The organism is Streptococcus equinus (assembly GCF_900101445.1).
Lineage (GTDB): Bacteria > Bacillota > Bacilli > Lactobacillales > Streptococcaceae > Streptococcus > Streptococcus equinus_B.
Window position 1 is genome coordinate 20,174 of record NZ_FNKE01000002.1, and the last position, 16,413, is coordinate 36,586.

The window sequence follows — 16,413 nt, forward strand, 5'->3', positions numbered from 1 at the left end:
CTTTAGAGGTAAATTTATGGCGAAAACTATTTCTATTAATGCAGGAAGTTCAAGTCTCAAATGGCAGCTGTATAAGATGCCTGAGGAAGAAGTTATTGCAAAAGGTTTAATCGAACGTATCGGCCTTGCAAACAGTGTTTCTACAGTAAAATTTAATGGTCAGAAGTATTCGGAAACGAAAGATATTCCAGACCATACAGCTGCTGTAAAAATCCTTCTTGATGACTTGATTTCGATGGACATTATTGCTAGTTATGATGAAATAACTGGTGTTGGTCACCGCGTGGTGGCTGGGGGTGATTATTTCAAAGAATCGGCCCTGGTAACAGATAAGGTGATTCAACAGGTTGAAGAATTGTCAATGCTAGCACCGCTTCATAATCCTGGAGCAGCTCTTGGGATTAAAGCGTTCAAGGAAATATTGCCTGATATTACGAGCGTTGTTGTTTTTGATACTGCCTTCCATATGACAATGCCTGAAGTAGCTTACCGTTATCCTATTGCTAATCGTTATTACACTGATTATAAGATTCGTAAATATGGAGCACACGGTACAAGTCATCAGTACGTTGCCCAAGAGGCAGCTAAGGTTTTAGGCAAACCTTTAGAAGACTTGAAATTGATTACTTGTCATATTGGTAATGGAGTCTCTATTACAGCCATTAAAGGTGGTAAATCTGTTGATACTTCAATGGGATTAACTCCACTTGGTGGTACAATGATGGGAACACGTTCAGGAAGTATTGATCCAGGTGTCATTACTTATCTTCTAGAATGTGAGCCAGCGATGGCTGATCCTAAAAAAATTCGTACCATCTTGAATCGTGATTCAGGTTTACTCGGTATTTCGGAAAAATCAAGTGACATGCGTGATATTCTAGCAGGAAAAGCAGAAGGTGATGAAAAATGCCAACTTGCTTATGATATGTATGTTGATCGCTTGAGAAAATATATTGGACAATACTTCGCCGTTTTAAACGGTGCGGATGCTATTGTCTTCACCGCTGGTATCGGTGAAAATTCTAGTGATGTTCGTGCGGATGTCATTTCTGGAATGACTTGGTTTGGTGTCGATGTTGACCCAGCTAAGAATGTTTCAGGTGCTTATGGTGTGATTTCAACAGATCAAGCTCGCGTAAAAGCAGTTGTTATTCCAACGGATGAAGAACTTGTGATTGCGCGTGACGTTGAACGTTTCAAACACCCTACTAATTAGTTATCAAAATATTATGATAAGACCAGAAAAGCTGACCTACGGGTCAGCTTTTTTGATGCTTTTATAAAAAATGTAAAATAAACTTGACATAAAATGTAAAGCGTACTATACTTTTGATGTAAAGTTAACTTTACTAATGAGAACTCATTGGAGGGATAAATGGAAACAAGAATTCAAGAACTCCGAAAAGCAAATAAAGTTAGCCAAGCTGAGCTTGCTGAGGCACTGGGAGTTACAAGACAAACCATTATTTCCTTAGAAAAAGGACGCTATAATGCTTCTTTAGAATTAGCGCATAAAATTGCCAAATATTTTGGTATGACAATTGAGGAAATCTTTATTTTTGATGAAGCGTAAAGAGGAGATGTAGAAGTGGAAAAGATTAGAACCATATTTGATGGGCAACAAAGTAGAAAAGAAACTGGAATGTTCTTGTTGTTTTTAGGAGAAAGTTTATTTGTTTTTAGCTACTTTATGAAGATGAGTAATTTTCTTCATGGGATGGGGCTTGGTATGAGTATGCTATTAAATTTACTTGCAGTGATTTTTCTATCAGCAAAGGGAGAGGAGTAAATGATGTTATTAAAAGCTGTTGCTAGCTGGAATCGTAAGAAGAGTTTGGAAGAGTATCGCCGATATTTACTAAGACTTTCCTACTTTATCTTAGCTTTGGCTGGTCTTAGTTTGGTGTTAGCTAGTTTGATAAGAGACAATGATTTTGCGTCAGGATTACTGCTTGGTGGTGGTAGCGCTGGTCTTGTTTTTGCTATTTACTATTGGCTGCTTTCTCGTCAGCCAAAACGCTTGAAGGCTGCTTACATTGCTCTTTATGATGAACGTAATCAGTATATTTTGCGAGTGACTGCTGTATCAACTTTGATTTTTATGTTTCTTGTAAATGTGACGTTGATTGCTTTGTATGCTTTCCTAGGCATTGCCTTTTCTTATGTTATTTTACTGATGATTTGGTTGTATTGTTTGCTTCTAGGATTTTTAGGCTTACGAATTATTTTTTCAAAGATTTTATAATGGGGGGGAGATTCTTATGAAAAAATTGGTATCATTTTTTAAATATTTGGGGTTAGCGGTAGGTGTGATTTTCTTGGAACAATTGCCTATTGCTTTTCTAAGAAAAAATCAGCCTTTTTGGCAAACTTTTATGTTGATCCTAGCTTTTTTAGTGGTGACTTTAGTAACGGTTTTGATTGCTAAGCGTTTAGGCTTTTTAAATCATGCTAGTCAGTTGTTGACAGGAGATGCTTGGAAGAGTATTTTTATGGGATTTTTGGTCATGGTTCCTGTGAGAATGCTTGGAGGCATTACTTTAGTTTTGGAGCATGGTACAAAGGCAAACACGCTGAATCAATCAGTTATCGAAAATCTTGGTATGTCACCTGCTTTACTTTTTGTGATGACAGTGGTGGCAGCTCCGATTGTTGAAGAATTTGTTTTTCGTGGATTGATTGTCAAACAAGCCTTCCAATTTTCGAAACTTGGTGTTTTTGTTAGCAGTTTTCTTTTTGGAGCACTTCATATGCCGACAGATTTGGGAAGTTGGATTCTTTATGGTGGTATGGGATTAGTGTTAGCGATGGTTTATCGAAAAACACAAAAACTAGAGTTTTCTATTGCTGTTCATGCTCTGAATAATTTTCTAGGCGTTCTTAGCATGATTTTATAAAAAAAGCGACTGAATTCAGTCGCTTTTTTGGTGTATTACAAGGCTTTTGCTTTTGCGATTGTCGCATCAATACTTGAAACGACGCTTGCAGTTAAGCCAGTTTTTTCAAGGTCGAGAAGACCAGCGATAGTTGTTCCACCAGGACTTGAAATTTTATCAATCAAATCGTGTGGACTGTCAGAGCCTTGGAGAAGATTTTCAGCACTAGCAAGGACTGTTTGTGTCACGATGTCTAGTGATTTTTCTTTTGGGATACCGTATTTAACGCCAGCTTTGGCGAGTGCCTCGATAAAGAGGTAAATGTAAGCTGGGCTTGATCCAGCAAGAGCTGTAAAGGTATCAAAATCTTTTTCAGGGATGTCAAAAGTTGATCCAAAACTGTCAGTGATTTCTTTGGCAGTTGCTAGAAGTTCAGCAGAGACTTTGTCATTTGTACAAATAGCAGTCGTACTTTTCAAGATTTGTGCATTAAGGTTTGGCATAATGCGGATTAAGGGAAGGTTTGGATCTGTCAATTTGCCAAGGCGTTCAAGGGTGACACCAGCTGCCATTGAAAGAATGGGTTGGTGAAAGTGAAGTCCAGCAAGGACAGGTTCAAACATTTGAGGCTTGATGCCAAGGACAACCAAATCAGATTGGTCGATAAGTTCTTGATGTGAAAGAGCTGCTTCAACTTCAAGTTGCTCTGCAATTTCGCGTGAGCGAGGAAGTGAAGAACCTGAAATGATGATATCGTGTGATGTTGCATTAAGTCCATTGATAATGGCAGTTGCCATTTTTCCGACTCCGATAAATCCGATTTTCATAGTAAGACAAAGGGGAAAGTACAAGAGAAATGTTTAATGACCTGAGTCCCCTAGCTCCTTTCTAGTATTTTTTGATGAGGTCAACAGTTGAGCGGTCTAGCTTTTTAACGATAGCTTGAATGAAAGCTTGGGCTTGCAAGAAGTCATCCATAGCATAAAGGCTTTGATGTGAGTGAATGTAACGTGCACAAACACCGATAGTTGTTGATGGAATACCACCATTTTTAAGGTGAGCAGCACCAGCGTCTGTACCACCTTTGGCTGCATAGTATTGGTATTTGATACCAGCTTCTTCTGCAGTTGTGAGCAAGAAGTCACGCATATCTTTCAACATCACGTGTCCTGGATCGTAGAAACGGAAAAGTGTTCCGTCGCCAATTTTACCTTGGTTGCCATAAATGTCACCAGCTGGTGAGCAGTCAACAGCAAAGAAAAGTTCTGGTTGGAATTTTGTAGCAGAAACATGCGCTCCGCGAAGACCAACTTCTTCTTGAACGTTAGCACCAGCGATAAGGGTGTTATCAAGTTTTTGACCTTTAAGGCTTTCAAGCAATTCTGTCACCATAAGCACACCAAAGCGATTGTCCCAAGCTTTTGAGATAACATTCTTTTGGTTGGCTGTAAGAATAGTTTCAGATTTTGGAACGATAATATCGCCAGGAAGGACACCGAATGCTTCGGCTTCAGCTTTGTCTGTAAATCCTGCATCAAAAATGATGTCATCGATTTTTGGAAGAGAATCAGAGCCATTTGCTCCACGAAGGAAATGTGGTGGGACTGAGCCAGAAACAACAGGAATGGCAGAACCATCACGTGTGTAAAGAGTGAAGCGTTGTGAGCTTAGAACTAGTGGATTCCAGCCACCGATGCCAACAGCACGCAACGTCCCGTCAGCTTTGATATCGCTGACCATGAAACCAACTTCGTCCATGTGAGCAGCAACCATGATGCGTGGGGCGTTTTCAGCGTCAGAGTGTTTGATACCGAAAATACCACCAAGTCCATCAGTTTGCACATCATCAACAAGTGGTGTGATTTTTGAGCGAAGATAGTCACGAACGCTGTGTTCGTATCCAGCGATACTGTCAAGTTCAGTGACTTCTTTTATTTTTGAAAATAAATCTGACATAAAAACCTCGATTCTATGGTTTCTATTTTACCACGTTTTCTGACAATTTTTAGATTGAAATAACATTAAATATTTGGACCTTGGTATTATGTGCTGAAATATGCTAAAATAAAGCGTATGAGAAACAAAAAGAGAAGCTTACTGCCAAGTCTTGGTTTAGTGGGAGTCGGCGGTGTCATCGCTTTGGGAGCAATCTTAAAGAAGAAACGCGAAGAAAAGCGACAAGAACAGATTAAAAATGCCATTCGTGATTATTTTAGTCAATTTGGCAGCATTTCAGTGCTTTATTTGAATGCTTATGAATCTGATGAGGAAAAGACGACTGGAGGTCTCGTTTTAGAAGACGGCCGCGCTTTCCAATTTATTTACCAAAATGGTGAGATTAGCTACGAGGAGGAGAAAAATGATTAGTCCAAAATCCTATGAAGAAATGGCTACCTACCTAGAAAATGATGGCAAAGTAGTTTTCTTTTTTACGGCAAATTGGTGCCCAGACTGCCAATTTATTTACCCAGTAATGCCAGAAATTGAAGCGGAAAACCCAGAATTTACTTTCGTTCGTGTTGACCGTGATGATTTCATGGAAGTCGCTCAACGTTGGAATATCTTTGGCATTCCAAGTTTTGTGGTAACAGAAAACGGGAAAGAAATTGGCCGTTTAGTTAATAAATTACGCAAAACCAAAGCAGAAATTAACAGCTTCTTAGCTGGATTGAAATAGGAGAGAAAATGATTTTTACGTACAACAAAGAACACGTCGGTGATGTCCTTATGGTGATTGTCAAAGATAGCAAAGGTGCTAAACTTGACTACGAACGTAAAGGTAACGTATCACGTGTTTTCCTTGAAAAAAATGGTGAAACAGTCGCTTGGAATATTTTTGAAGTATCAAGCCTAATTGCAATTGACGGTGTTGGACAAGTGACTTTGTCTGATGAAGATGTTGCTAAACTTAATGCTGAATTGACAAAAGAAGGCTTTAGCGAACAATTGGAAAATGACCCTTCACCAAAATTTGTTGTTGGTCAAATCAAAGAAATGGTTGCTCACCCAGATAGTGACCACTTGAACATTTGCCAAGTGCAAATCTCAGATGACAAAACTGTTCAAATCGTTGCAGGTGCTCCAAACGCTGCGGTTGGTCTTAAAACAATCGTCGCTCTTCCAGGAGCTATGATGCCAAACGGAAGCCTTATCTTCCCAGGTGCCCTTCGTGGTGAAAAGAGCTTTGGTATGATGTGCTCACCTCGTGAATTAGCCCTTCCAAATGCGCCACAAAAACGTGGTATCATTGAACTTGATGACACAGCTGTTGTCGGCGAAGCCTTTAACCCAGAAAAACACTGGAAAGGGTAAGAGAGAAAATCCTAGGAAACTAGGATTTTTTTGTATATTAGATTCTTATTTCTTTATTTTTTCGAATAATAAGATAAGGAGGTAATTGATGTACAATAAAGTTATTATGATTGGGCGTTTGACAGCGCAGCCTGAATTGGTGACAACGCCAACTGAAAAATCTGTTACACGTGTAACACTAGCAGTTAACCGTCGTTTTAAATCACAAAATGGTGAGCGTGAGGCAGATTTTATTTCGCTTGTGGTTTGGGGACGTTTGGCAGAGACACTTGTTTCTTATGCTGGAAAAGGCAGTTTGATTTCTGTTGATGGTGAGCTTCGCACACGTAAATACGAAAAAGATGGTCACACCAATTATGTGACGGAAGTGCTCTGCCATTCCTTCCAACTGCTAGAAAGTCGCGCACAGCGTGCCATGCGAGAAAATAATGTGGCTAATGATTTGGCTGACCTTGTGTTGGAAGAGGAAGAATTACCCTTTTAATAGTGATGAAGTCCGTGTCTTTGCTCGGGCTTTTTTTGTCAGAATAATGAAAGGAATGTCAGATTTTCTGGATATTATCGTCTTGTCAACTTTTTTTACTGAAATAATGAAAAAAACTCTTGGAAAGCCCTTTCAAAAATGCTATACTGGAGAAAATGTGTGGAGAAAGAGCAATGTTTAAAATTATTTTTAGTGATATTGATGGGACGCTCATCAATGACGCTTTAGAAGTTACTTCTAAAACGCGTCAAGCTTTGAGAGATGCTGTCAATTCAGGCGTTTTATTTGTGCCAGTATCGGCGCGCATGCCTGAAGCAATCAAGCCAATCATCAAAGATTTCTTGCCTGAAGTACCAATGATTTCCTACAATGGTGCTTTTATTCAGGATGAATGTGGTCAAGTGATTGATAGTTGTCCAATGAGCCCGCAGGCGGCGCAAGCTATTTGTCAGTACTTGGAAAAAGAAGTGGCAGATGTGGCTTGGAATGTTTACAGCGGTGAAAAATGGTTGTCGCAAAACCGCTTGAACAAATGGATTTCTCGTGAGGAACGTGTTGTTGGTCTGGTCTCACAAGAAGCAGACTTAGAGGCAATCGGTCATTTACCAGAAGTTCATAAACTGCTTTTAATGGGTGAGCCTGAGCGCATGCAAGTTCTGGAAGAAAAGCTAAAAGAACTCTATCCAGGCTTATCAATCGCAAGATCTTTACCTTATTACATTGAAGTTATGGCAAGTGGCATCCAAAAAGGGCGTGCAGTCAGCCTATTAGCCAAACACTACGGTGTTGAGATGTCAGAGACCTTAGCTTTCGGTGATAATTTTAATGATTTGGATATGCTAGAAGCGGCTGGTGAAGCTTATGTTATGGCAAATGCTCCGCAAGAAGTTAAGGAGCGCATTGGTCATGTCACTGCCAACCACAATCATGACGGCATTGCTTTAATTCTAGAAAAATTTAAACTTGCTAGATAAAATGGATTCCCCTTTTTTCACGACTTTTCGAAATTCTCGCACCTAGTGTGGGAATTTTTTAAATGACTTTTGCCACTTAGGTTATTGAGATTTGTCACCTTGTGAAGATGACAAATGTCTGATGATAACGCTTTCTTTGTTTGGTATCCTTATCTTGTTGAATGTTTGAGACAGGAGGAAAAAAGGAATTATGAATAAAGAACATGAAACGAAGTGTGTGAATTGGTACATGCACAAAAGTGGGAAAAAATGGGTTTATGGTTGCAGTCTTTTGGTCTGTGGTCTTCTTTTGGGAGGTGTGACTGGTCTTGCTAAAGCTGATGAAGTGACTGTCCCAAACACTCAAACTGAAGTTGTCGCGAGTAGCCCTGAAGAGTCAGAAACTGACAATTCAAGTCAACCTTTAGAAGCTATGCCAGAAAACACTGTAAATCAAGGTGCTAAAGATACAAATCTAGCGCCTGAAGAAAATACAGTAGAGCCAGCTGACTCTCTTGCTCAACAAGAGTCATCAGATAATGCTCTAACAGAAGCTACTGATACACCGTCAGCTGAGACAACAGCGCCAGCAAGTAGCGACCAAACTCAGCAAGTAGCGACATCAGACTTAGCTACAGCTAACCAAGCTAATTCAAAAGCTGCTAAAAAACTTGTCGCTACCAATCTAACCCAACCCCCTCAAAGTGCTTATCACACCAATCTTCAAGGCTTAAGCTATGATGCCACTGTTTGGCAAGAAGGGGAAAATGGTCTTTACAGCAACGCCATCGGTAAAGGAGATAATTTCCTTTACTCAGATTCGACAGGGAAAAATTTTGTTTATCAGACAGACGTTACTTTCTTGCAAAATAGCGGAGCAGCTTCACTTGTTTTTCGTTCAAATAATGACGCAGCCAATTTCAAAGGCTATGTTGTCAATCTAGATGGCAACTCTCATAAGATCAAATTCATGCGCTGGGGTGAAGCAAACTTGATTGATGAAAAAGAAATCGCAGCAAGCCCAGATAATAAATACGCTCTTAAAGTTGTCGCTTTGAATGGCAAAATTTCCTACTATGTTAACGGCATTCTAGTCGCAAATCTAGGAGACTACACACTCCAACGAGATGACAGAGGACAAACGACTTACATCCCTGATGGTCATTTTGGTTTGCTCAATTGGAATGGTGAGATGGTCTTTCAAAATACCTTCTACCGTGAATTAACTGATGAAGAGTTGCCAATTATTGATGATGTTACGGTGACTTCAAAAAATGGTCCTGTTGAAGCCAAAGGTCAATTCTTCCCAGAAGAAGCAGCTTACATTCAATACGTGTCAAACGATGCCTCAACTGTTGATTTGAGTTTTGTGGGTCATAATCCACAAGCTACCATTACGGTAACAGATGCTAATGGCAATGTTTATGCAAATGCTAGCGACATTCCAGTAGCAGTCGGAGTGAATTATCTCACTGTGACAAGTAGTTACACGACAGCAGATGGCTATACAGCGACAGCAACTTACCGCATCAATGTTCACCGTCGTCAACCAGCTTCGGTTTACTATAATGAAAATTTCCGCGACCAATATCATTATTCTGTTAAAGATGGCTGGGCAAATGACCCAAATGGTATGGTTTACTATGACGGTGTTTACCACATGTTCTATCAATTTTACGATGATACCAAATGGGGGCCAATGCACTGGGCACATGCGACAAGTACTGATTTGATTCATTGGACGGACCAACCGATTGCCTTTTACCCAGACTATAATGGAACCATGTTTTCAGGATGTATCGTAGCTGATAGTAATAATACTAGTGGTTTATTTGACACTGATAAGGGTGGTTTAGTTGCCTTTATCACAGCAGATGGTGAAGGACAACGTATTAAACTTGCTTACAGTAAAGATGCTGGTAAGACTTGGCAAAAGGTAGATAAAGTTGTGGCTGACTGGGCAAATGATCCTTTGCAAAATCGTGATTTCCGCGATCCTAAAGTATTTCGTTGGGAAGATAAGTGGTTCATGGTAGTGGCTGGTGGACCGCTCCGCATTTATTCATCAGATAATTTGCTTGATTGGTCAGTGGAATCAACTTATCCAGACATCCATACAGAATGTCCAGATCTTTATCCTATCCAAACAGAAGACGGAGCTGTCAAATGGGTACTTTCTCGTGGTGGCCGTTATTATAAAGTCGGTGATTTACAACAAGTTGGTGGACATTGGACATATACGCCTGATGAAGCTTATAAGACGACAGATGGCATCATGAACTTTGGTAAAGATTCTTACGCTGCTCAAACTTACTTTACACAAGATTTTGGTACAAGTGCACACCCAACTATTCCAAAAATTGTTGAAGTGAATTGGATGAATACTTGGGAAGATTATGCTTTGCTTGTTGCTGATCATCTTGGCCAAAAATTTAATGGTACTTTCAACCTTAATTTGACGCTGGGTCTTGTCAAAGACGGCGACAAATACGTTCTCACTCAAACGCCGATTAAAGCTTATGAAAGTTTGCGTGATACAGAACATAAAGTTGAATACAAAGATGTAACGGTTGGCAGTGATAATAATCTCTTTAAGGACTTTTCTGGTGATACTTATGAAATTGTTGCTCACTTTAAACCAAGTGCAGGTACAACAAAAGTTGGTTTTAACCTTCGTGTCGGACCAGGTGAAGTAACTAAGGTTTATTATGATTTGCAGACGGGTAAAATCGTCATTGACCGCAGCCAGTCAGGAATTATCATTTCAGACAAGTTCAAAGAAATTGATAGTCAAGCGGTGACACGAAATGCTGACGGAAGTATCGACCTTCACCTCTTTGTTGACCGCGCTAGCGTTGAAGTCTTCACCAAAGGTGATACGGTAATTGGTGCGAACCAACTTTTCCCATCATCAACTAGTCTTGGTCTTTCTGTCCTTGTTGAAGGAGATGCAGCTACAGCTGATATTACTCTTTACCCATTGAAGAGCATTTGGCATGATAGTAATGCTGCCTGTGATGCTCCAAGTTCTGGTGATACAGGTAGTAATGCTGTTGCATCAGCACAATCAAGCGTGACTGGTCTCGTCAACGCTGTTAAAGAAGCAGTTGGTCTGGGACAAACTGTTTCGGCAGATACTGTGATAAAGACAAGCACAGCTCAATTACCACAAACGGGTGAAAAAGACAGTCACTTAGCTGGTCTAGGAATCTTATCACTGCTTGCTGCTGTAGGAGCTTTTGCAAGTAAATGCTTTAAGAAAAAAGAATTGTAAATTTAAGTAGGGAGTAAAACGGGAGGACGTTAAGTTCTCCCGTTTTATTGTTTGTTCTATGGAGGTAAATTGTCTATACATTTTAAACGTGTTATAATAAAACTACGTTTGAGTGTTGTTATTTTGTTAAGTAAAAGGTATAAGATGAAAAATCGAAAAATTTTAGGTATTGTGGTAAGCGCTTTTATAGCACTTTTTGCGATGCTTGGTATTTATTTCCATTATAAATTAGTGCCTTATAATGCTAATCGGGTCAAAATCGGGGCAACCTACATGACCATGAATAATGATTTTTATAAGGTTTTAAATAATGAAATTGATAAAATCGTTGAAGAAAAAAATGATATTCTCTACACCAGAGACCCAGCCTTGAATGTTGATAAGCAAGCGCAGCAGATTGAATCTTTTATTCAAAAAAAGGTTAATGTCATTATCATCAATCCCGTTGACGCTAATAGCAGTCGCTTAATCAAGGCATTGAAAAAAGCTAAAAAAGCAGGTATTAAAGTTGTGGTTGTGGACAGTCAGTTGTCTGATAATTCTTCTGTTGATACGACTATTGTCTCTGATAATTATCAAGCAGGTGTTTTGTGTGCTCAAAATTTGATGCAATCGCAAAGTAGCGCTAAAATCCTGCTACTTGAGCACCGTAGTGCGGTCTCAGCGGTAGATCGTATCAATGGTTTTTTAGATACGATTAAGGGACATGATGCCTATCAAGTGGTGGACCGCAAGGATTGCTTGGGTCAGACGGAATTATCCATGCCACAAGTTGAATCAGTGATTAATTCGGCGGAATCTTTTGATACGGTGATGGCACTTAATGACCAAGTGGCTATTGGTGCCTTAGCAGCGATTGAAAATATGGGCTTGACGGATACGGTGAAAATTTACGGTGTCGATGGTTCGCCAGATATGAAAACTCTTTTGGCAACAACATCATCAATTCAGGCAACTGTAGCTCAATCACCGATAACAATTGGTGAGAAAGCCATCCAAGCAGGTTATCAGCTGGACAAAGGAAAAAAAGTGGCTAAGGAGATTGTCATCCCAGTCAAATTTATGACTAGTGAGACGGTTTCTAATACAGATATCACGGGGTGGCAATGATGAAAGCTTTGAAGAATGTTGAATTGGCCAAACGTGCCTTGGTTGCCATTAATTTTTTAGCAGTGCTTTTTTATAGTACGGTTTATTTGTCAGCGACAAAATATATCATCGAAAATGGTTTTAGTCGGTCGTTATTGGAAAAAATCAATGTTATCCCAAGTTCACCTGAGCTGATTTTTTGGCTGTCTAATTTATTTTTCTTAGGACTGTTGGCTGTGATTTATATGCGTAATCGTGCTTTTGAAAAGCAAACTAGGGCACGTGATTGGTTTGCAGTTTTAGAAGTGATTTTACTTTTTGCTACCTTTTTTGCTCTGCAATTGTCTTATAATGGCTTGATTTTGATGGTTTTCATGGATATTTTCTTTTCTTACACGGATTTTTACACTTTTCGTGAAAAGAAATCATGGCTGCTTTTCATTTTAGCTAGTTTTGGGGCGCTTTTGCTATCGAATTATGATGTCTTGTCGCTTTTGGTGCGGACACCAGATTTGGATGTTTACATTAATTTCTTCCCAGCTAGCACACGCTTGATGGTTCTTTTTATCAAGAATTGCTTGGTATCGCTAAATATGATTGTCTTTATCATTTCTTTGATGATTTACATCATTTATTCGGTAACGGAAAATCATAAGATTGAAGAAGAGTTGTTAATGGCTTCGCAGGCTAACACGCGTTTGAAAGAATATGTTGCGGTGTCTGAAAAGATTACTGAGGACCGTGAACGTAGACGTATTGCGCGTGAAATTCATGATACGATTGGGCATGCTTTAACAGGTATTTCAGCAGGGATTGATGCTGTGACGGTTTTGATTGACCTTGATCCTGAGCATGCTAAGAAGCAATTAAAGAGTGTGTCAAACGTTGTTCGTGAGGGAATTGTCGACGTTAGACGCTCCCTTAACAAAATGCGTCCAGGTGCTCTAGAGAATCGTACCTTAAAAGATGCTCTTGAAAAAATGCTCGATGAATACCAAGAATTATCTCATTTGCAGATTGATTTGAATTATCATTGGGACAATGTCGACTTTGACAAAACTAAAGAAGACGTGATTTTCCGTGTGATTCAAGAATCTGTGACTAATTCTTTGCGTCATGGGCGAGCAACAAAGATTAAGATTAGCATGCTTAATCAAGAGGATTACGTTTTGTTGATTAAGGATAATGGGACAGGTAGTGAGAAAATCACTTACGGCTTTGGATTGACACAAATGACAGAACGTTTGGCCATTATCGGTGGTCAGGTCGCTTTTTCAGGTGAAGATGGTTTTGCGACAACCATTCATATCCCCAAAATAAAAGGAGAAGAAGAATGATACGAGTACTTATTGCAGACGACCAGGAATTAATACGAGAATCCCTGAAAATCGTCTTGTCTGCTTATCCTGATATAGAAGTTGTTGGTGCAGTAAGCGATGGGACAGAAGTCTTGGAAGTCTTACCAACAGCCAAACCAGACGTGATTTTAATGGATATTCGTATGCCCAAAATGGATGGTGTGGTCTGCACCAAAGCTGTGAAAGCTCATTTTCCAAATGTTAAAGTCATTATTTTGACGACATTTGACGATGATGATTTCATTTACAGCGCCTTAAAATATGGTGCCAGTGGTTATCTGCTAAAGGGAACATCGATGGATGAGTTGCATGATGCGGTCGTGACTGTTAACGATGGTCGTGCCATGTTGAATCCAGATATCGCGACAAAGGTATTCAAACTTTTCTCGCAAATGGCACAGTCTAATTATGCTATCCAAGTTGATGATAGCTTGACGCAAGATATCAATAAAATGGAGTGGCGCATTATTCAGCAGATTGGGTTCGGTCTATCCAATAAAGAAATTGCAGCAAAATTATATTTGTCAGAAGGAACGGTCAGAAATTATCTGTCTAATATTCTCTCGAAATTGAACTTGCGTGACCGCACACAGTTAGCTATTTGGGCAGTTCAAACTGGAGTTACCTTAAAATCTTTTGAGGATGATGACCATGACTAAGCTAAAAAAATATCGCTTTTTGCTTGTTTTTCTGCTTGCCCTTTGCGTGGGGCTTGGTGGTTATGCTTATTATCGTATGCAGCAAAAAACAGTTCTCAAAATTGGTGTCTATGCTGGCAGTAGCTGGGATGTACCAAACGGGAATGATTATAAAGTCATTGATAGCGCGATTAAGCGGTTTGAAAAATTGCATCCCAATGTTAAAGTAGTCTACGAAAGTGGGATTTCAAAGTCAGATTATTCGACCTGGTTGACCGACCAGATTGTCGCAGGTACGCAGCCTGATGTTTTCATTGTGCCAGAAGATGACTTTAATCTCTTGTCTTCAACGGGTGCCCTAGCTAATCTAGATAGCAATATTAGCACAAGCTTTTATGATTCGATTTTTTACCAATCTTCTTATCAAGCTGGTGAGTACAACCACACACACTACGCTTTGCCATTTGAAAGCAATCCAACCATGATGTGTATTAACATTGATTTGCTGAAAAAAGAAGGCATCCAGATTCCAAAATCAGGTTGGACAGTGGATGATTTTTATAAGATTTGTAAACAAGTCACCAAGGATACTGATGGTGACGGGGCGATTGACCAGTATGGCTGTGCAGGTTATGATTGGCAGCAAGCAGTCGCAGCTTACGGTGGAAAGTTGTTTAATGCGACGGGAACGAAGGCTTACTTTGATAGTGACAAGGTTAAAAAAGCATTGTCTTTGATTACGCAATTAAAAGCTTTAAATGGGAATTATGATGTGACCAGTAAAGACTTTGACGAAGGAAAGGTTGCTTTTCTGCCGATGTCTTTAGCCACTTACCGTACCTACAAACCTTATCCTTATCATGTAGCCAAGTATTCTACTTTTTCTTGGTCTTGTGTCACCATGCCTGCTAGCAAAAAAGGGGTGGATGCAACTCAAGTGTCAACATCGCTTTATGCCATTTCTTCGAAAACTAGACACCGCACAGTAGCTTGGGAATTTTTAAAACTCCTTTGCACCGATAAAGAAACCCAGCAGTCTGTTTTTGATTATTCACAGGGAAGTTCTGTTTTGAAGTCAGTCATGCAAAGTAAGGCTTCTAAGGAAAAATTAAAAGAAGAAGGCTTTGGACCAGATTCTTTGACCGTATCGACTCTAGACTCTATGTTAAGTCAGGGAATTACCAAACCAACGTTTAAAACTTATAACAGTGTGATTGGGCAAGCTGATTATCTCATTAGCAAAGCCATTGCTGAAAATAGTGTTGAGACGGATTTGTTTTCAATTCAAAAAAGGATTGAGGACAATTTGAATAATAAATAAAGAGAACCAAGCGTGTGCTTGGTTTTTTTGTGTGACAATTGTCATTTTTGAGATGACATTTATCAGCCCAAGCGTGTGACAATCGAGAGTGTGAAAACGCTTAATGACTTGCTAGAATAATAATCAGAGAAGGAGAGATAAAAACTATGAAGTATTTACTACTGGTTAGTCATGGTGGTTTTGCTGAAGGTCTGAAAACATCTCTAGCAATGTTTGCGGGAGATAAAATGGACCAAGTTATCGCTGTTGGTTTGAAAGACGGCAAAACAGTTGATGACTTTGCAAAAGACTTTCGACAAGCCATTTCAGGTTTGACAGCTGAAGATTCAGTTGTAGTTCTTGCAGATATTGTTGGTGGAAGCCCACTGACAACAGCTTGCAGTGTTTTGGATGAAGTTGGCAAACTTGATGACGCTATTGTTTTAGGCGGTATGAATTTACCAATGGCAATTACCTCAGCAGTAATGAAAGATATGCTTGAGGGCGATGCTTTTGTTCAAGCTGTGTTGCCGGAAGCTCAAGCGGCTCTTCAAGAATTCAAAATCGTTTCAGACGACGAAGAAGACGATATTTAAGGTAAGGGGAAGAAAAAATGACAGTTTCATTTGTACGTATTGATGACCGTATGATTCACGGTCAAACTGTAACACGTTGGGCAAAAGAATACCCATGCGATGGTTTGATTGCTGTAAACGATGCGGCAGCTAGCAACAAAGTGTTGACACAAGCTTATAAAGGCGCTTCTGATAAGAAAACCTTCGTTTGGTCAGTAGATGCTTTTGGGAAAAAATCACAAAAAGTTTTGGATTCAGATACACGTTATTTTGTGATTACTAAAAATCCAATCGATATGAAAAAAATCTTGGTGGATCAAGGTTTTGTTCCAAGTGATGTGAAAGAAATCATCGTTGGCCCATGTAATGACCGACCTGGTGCTGTCAAACTTGGTAACAACCAATCTATCACACAAGAAGAAGCTGATGCGATTGAAGCAATCGAAAAAGCTGGTTACAAAGTGAAATTCCAATTGTTGCCAGACGTTTCAATTGGTTACTGGTCAGATTTCAAATCAAAATTTGGTTATTAATGAGCTAACAAAGTAGCTCTT

General features: G+C 39.5%; 18 protein-coding genes and 2 pseudogenes. 18 read left to right on the top strand and 2 right to left on the bottom strand.

The features are described 5' to 3' along the window. The first annotated feature begins 16 nt into the window (after window positions 1-16). The 5 genes from BLR83_RS07695 to BLR83_RS07715 all read left to right on the top strand — a co-directional run bounded on the left by BLR83_RS07695 (window position 17) and on the right by BLR83_RS07715 (window position 2,897). On the top strand, window positions 17-1,216 hold the full coding sequence (locus BLR83_RS07695; RefSeq protein WP_074482754.1) for an acetate kinase: 1,200 nt from the start codon (window positions 17-19) through the stop codon (window positions 1,214-1,216). 159 nt (window positions 1,217-1,375) lie between these two features. Further along, window positions 1,376-1,573, top strand: coding sequence for a helix-turn-helix transcriptional regulator (locus tag BLR83_RS07700; RefSeq protein ID WP_074561137.1), 198 nt, complete (start codon window positions 1,376-1,378; stop codon window positions 1,571-1,573). A 15-nt stretch (window positions 1,574-1,588) separates the two neighbouring features. Further along, window positions 1,589-1,789 carry a hypothetical protein gene (locus BLR83_RS07705; RefSeq protein WP_074561138.1) on the top strand — a complete coding sequence of 67 codons (201 nt, stop codon included), beginning with the start codon at window positions 1,589-1,591 and terminating at the stop codon, window positions 1,787-1,789. Next, window positions 1,790-2,245 (top strand): ABC transporter permease, encoded by a 456-nt coding sequence (locus BLR83_RS07710; RefSeq protein ID WP_234793132.1) that lies wholly within the window; start codon window positions 1,790-1,792, stop codon window positions 2,243-2,245. Window positions 2,246-2,261: 16 nt separating this feature from the next. Then, window positions 2,262-2,897, top strand: coding sequence for a CPBP family intramembrane glutamic endopeptidase (locus tag BLR83_RS07715; RefSeq protein WP_074561139.1), 636 nt, complete (start codon window positions 2,262-2,264; stop codon window positions 2,895-2,897). Window positions 2,898-2,932: 35 nt separating this feature from the next. On the opposite strand, the gene proC is transcribed toward BLR83_RS07715, so the two are convergent. Beyond that, window positions 2,933-3,703 carry a pyrroline-5-carboxylate reductase gene (proC, locus tag BLR83_RS07720; protein ID WP_039697503.1) on the bottom strand — a complete coding sequence of 257 codons (771 nt, stop codon included), beginning with the start codon at window positions 3,701-3,703 and terminating at the stop codon, window positions 2,933-2,935. 61 nt (window positions 3,704-3,764) lie between these two features. Further along, window positions 3,765-4,832 carry a glutamyl aminopeptidase gene (pepA, locus tag BLR83_RS07725; RefSeq protein ID WP_074561140.1) on the bottom strand — a complete coding sequence of 356 codons (1,068 nt, stop codon included), beginning with the start codon at window positions 4,830-4,832 and terminating at the stop codon, window positions 3,765-3,767. Window positions 4,833-4,949: 117 nt separating this feature from the next. Here pepA and BLR83_RS07730 point away from each other — a divergent pair, with 117 nt between their 5' ends. The 13 genes and pseudogenes from BLR83_RS07730 (at window position 4,950) to BLR83_RS07785 (ending at window position 16,392) form a co-directional block, all read left to right on the top strand. Continuing rightward, window positions 4,950-5,243, top strand: a complete 294-nt coding sequence (locus tag BLR83_RS07730) for a DUF4651 domain-containing protein (RefSeq protein WP_039697425.1) — start codon at window positions 4,950-4,952, stop codon at window positions 5,241-5,243. Then, a complete protein-coding gene (locus tag BLR83_RS07735) occupies window positions 5,236-5,553 on the top strand; it encodes a thioredoxin family protein (RefSeq protein ID WP_039697426.1) in 318 nt (105 codons plus the stop codon). The genes BLR83_RS07730 and BLR83_RS07735 overlap by 8 nt, the downstream gene beginning before the upstream one ends. Window positions 5,554-5,561: 8 nt before the next feature. Next, the gene (gene ytpR, locus BLR83_RS07740; protein WP_039697427.1) at window positions 5,562-6,188 is read left to right on the top strand and encodes a YtpR family tRNA-binding protein; all 627 of its coding nucleotides are present in this window, start codon (window positions 5,562-5,564) and stop codon (window positions 6,186-6,188) included. An 88-nt stretch (window positions 6,189-6,276) separates the two neighbouring features. Further along, window positions 6,277-6,672, top strand: coding sequence for a single-stranded DNA-binding protein (locus tag BLR83_RS07745; protein ID WP_039697429.1), 396 nt, complete (start codon window positions 6,277-6,279; stop codon window positions 6,670-6,672). 173 nt (window positions 6,673-6,845) lie between these two features. Then, window positions 6,846-7,646, top strand: coding sequence for a Cof-type HAD-IIB family hydrolase (locus BLR83_RS07750; protein WP_074561141.1), 801 nt, complete (start codon window positions 6,846-6,848; stop codon window positions 7,644-7,646). A gap of 190 nt (window positions 7,647-7,836) precedes the next feature. Further along, window positions 7,837-10,626 (top strand): annotated as a pseudogene (locus BLR83_RS07755) (GH32 C-terminal domain-containing protein); the annotation flags it as partial. A gap of 171 nt (window positions 10,627-10,797) precedes the next feature. Continuing rightward, window positions 10,798-10,899, top strand: a pseudogene (locus BLR83_RS10045) (LPXTG cell wall anchor domain-containing protein); the annotation flags it as partial. A 144-nt stretch (window positions 10,900-11,043) separates the two neighbouring features. After that, window positions 11,044-12,009, top strand: coding sequence for a sugar ABC transporter substrate-binding protein (locus tag BLR83_RS07760; protein ID WP_074561142.1), 966 nt, complete (start codon window positions 11,044-11,046; stop codon window positions 12,007-12,009). Further along, window positions 12,000-13,325, top strand: coding sequence for a sensor histidine kinase (locus BLR83_RS07765; protein ID WP_200796324.1), 1,326 nt, complete (start codon window positions 12,000-12,002; stop codon window positions 13,323-13,325). Before BLR83_RS07760 ends, BLR83_RS07765 begins: the two co-directional genes overlap by 10 nt. Beyond that, on the top strand, window positions 13,322-14,005 hold the full coding sequence (locus BLR83_RS07770) for a response regulator transcription factor (protein ID WP_074561144.1): 684 nt from the start codon (window positions 13,322-13,324) through the stop codon (window positions 14,003-14,005). The genes BLR83_RS07765 and BLR83_RS07770 overlap by 4 nt, the downstream gene beginning before the upstream one ends. After that, window positions 13,992-15,305 (top strand): ABC transporter substrate-binding protein, encoded by a 1,314-nt coding sequence (locus BLR83_RS07775; protein WP_074561145.1) that lies wholly within the window; start codon window positions 13,992-13,994, stop codon window positions 15,303-15,305. Before BLR83_RS07770 ends, BLR83_RS07775 begins: the two co-directional genes overlap by 14 nt. A 146-nt stretch (window positions 15,306-15,451) precedes the next feature. After that, window positions 15,452-15,880, top strand: a complete 429-nt coding sequence (locus BLR83_RS07780; protein WP_074561146.1) for a PTS sugar transporter subunit IIA — start codon at window positions 15,452-15,454, stop codon at window positions 15,878-15,880. 17 nt (window positions 15,881-15,897) lie between these two features. Beyond that, a complete protein-coding gene (locus BLR83_RS07785; protein ID WP_074561147.1) occupies window positions 15,898-16,392 on the top strand; it encodes a PTS sugar transporter subunit IIB in 495 nt (164 codons plus the stop codon). Window positions 16,393-16,413 lie beyond the last annotated feature (21 nt).

What these genes read in the sequence shown, in the direction of transcription:
- BLR83_RS07700 (WP_074561137.1), top strand. Translation starts at nt 1,376, where the DNA reads ATGGAAACAAGAATTCAAGAACTCCGAAAAGCAAATAAAGTTAGCCAA.
- BLR83_RS07750 (WP_074561141.1), top strand. Translation starts at nt 6,846, where the DNA reads ATGTTTAAAATTATTTTTAGTGATATTGATGGGACGCTCATCAATGAC.
- BLR83_RS07735 (WP_039697426.1), top strand. Translation starts at nt 5,236, where the DNA reads ATGATTAGTCCAAAATCCTATGAAGAAATGGCTACCTACCTAGAAAAT.
- BLR83_RS07775 (WP_074561145.1), top strand. Translation starts at nt 13,992, where the DNA reads ATGACCATGACTAAGCTAAAAAAATATCGCTTTTTGCTTGTTTTTCTG.
- BLR83_RS07695 (WP_074482754.1), top strand. Translation starts at nt 17, where the DNA reads ATGGCGAAAACTATTTCTATTAATGCAGGAAGTTCAAGTCTCAAATGG.
- BLR83_RS07710 (WP_234793132.1), top strand. Translation starts at nt 1,790, where the DNA reads ATGATGTTATTAAAAGCTGTTGCTAGCTGGAATCGTAAGAAGAGTTTG.
- ytpR (WP_039697427.1), top strand. Translation starts at nt 5,562, where the DNA reads ATGATTTTTACGTACAACAAAGAACACGTCGGTGATGTCCTTATGGTG.
- BLR83_RS07745 (WP_039697429.1), top strand. Translation starts at nt 6,277, where the DNA reads ATGTACAATAAAGTTATTATGATTGGGCGTTTGACAGCGCAGCCTGAA.
- BLR83_RS07760 (WP_074561142.1), top strand. Translation starts at nt 11,044, where the DNA reads ATGAAAAATCGAAAAATTTTAGGTATTGTGGTAAGCGCTTTTATAGCA.
- pepA (WP_074561140.1), bottom strand. Translation starts at nt 4,832, where the DNA reads ATGTCAGATTTATTTTCAAAAATAAAAGAAGTCACTGAACTTGACAGT.
- proC (WP_039697503.1), bottom strand. Translation starts at nt 3,703, where the DNA reads ATGAAAATCGGATTTATCGGAGTCGGAAAAATGGCAACTGCCATTATC.
- BLR83_RS07730 (WP_039697425.1), top strand. Translation starts at nt 4,950, where the DNA reads ATGAGAAACAAAAAGAGAAGCTTACTGCCAAGTCTTGGTTTAGTGGGA.
- BLR83_RS07770 (WP_074561144.1), top strand. Translation starts at nt 13,322, where the DNA reads ATGATACGAGTACTTATTGCAGACGACCAGGAATTAATACGAGAATCC.
- BLR83_RS07785 (WP_074561147.1), top strand. Translation starts at nt 15,898, where the DNA reads ATGACAGTTTCATTTGTACGTATTGATGACCGTATGATTCACGGTCAA.
- BLR83_RS07780 (WP_074561146.1), top strand. Translation starts at nt 15,452, where the DNA reads ATGAAGTATTTACTACTGGTTAGTCATGGTGGTTTTGCTGAAGGTCTG.
- BLR83_RS07715 (WP_074561139.1), top strand. Translation starts at nt 2,262, where the DNA reads ATGAAAAAATTGGTATCATTTTTTAAATATTTGGGGTTAGCGGTAGGT.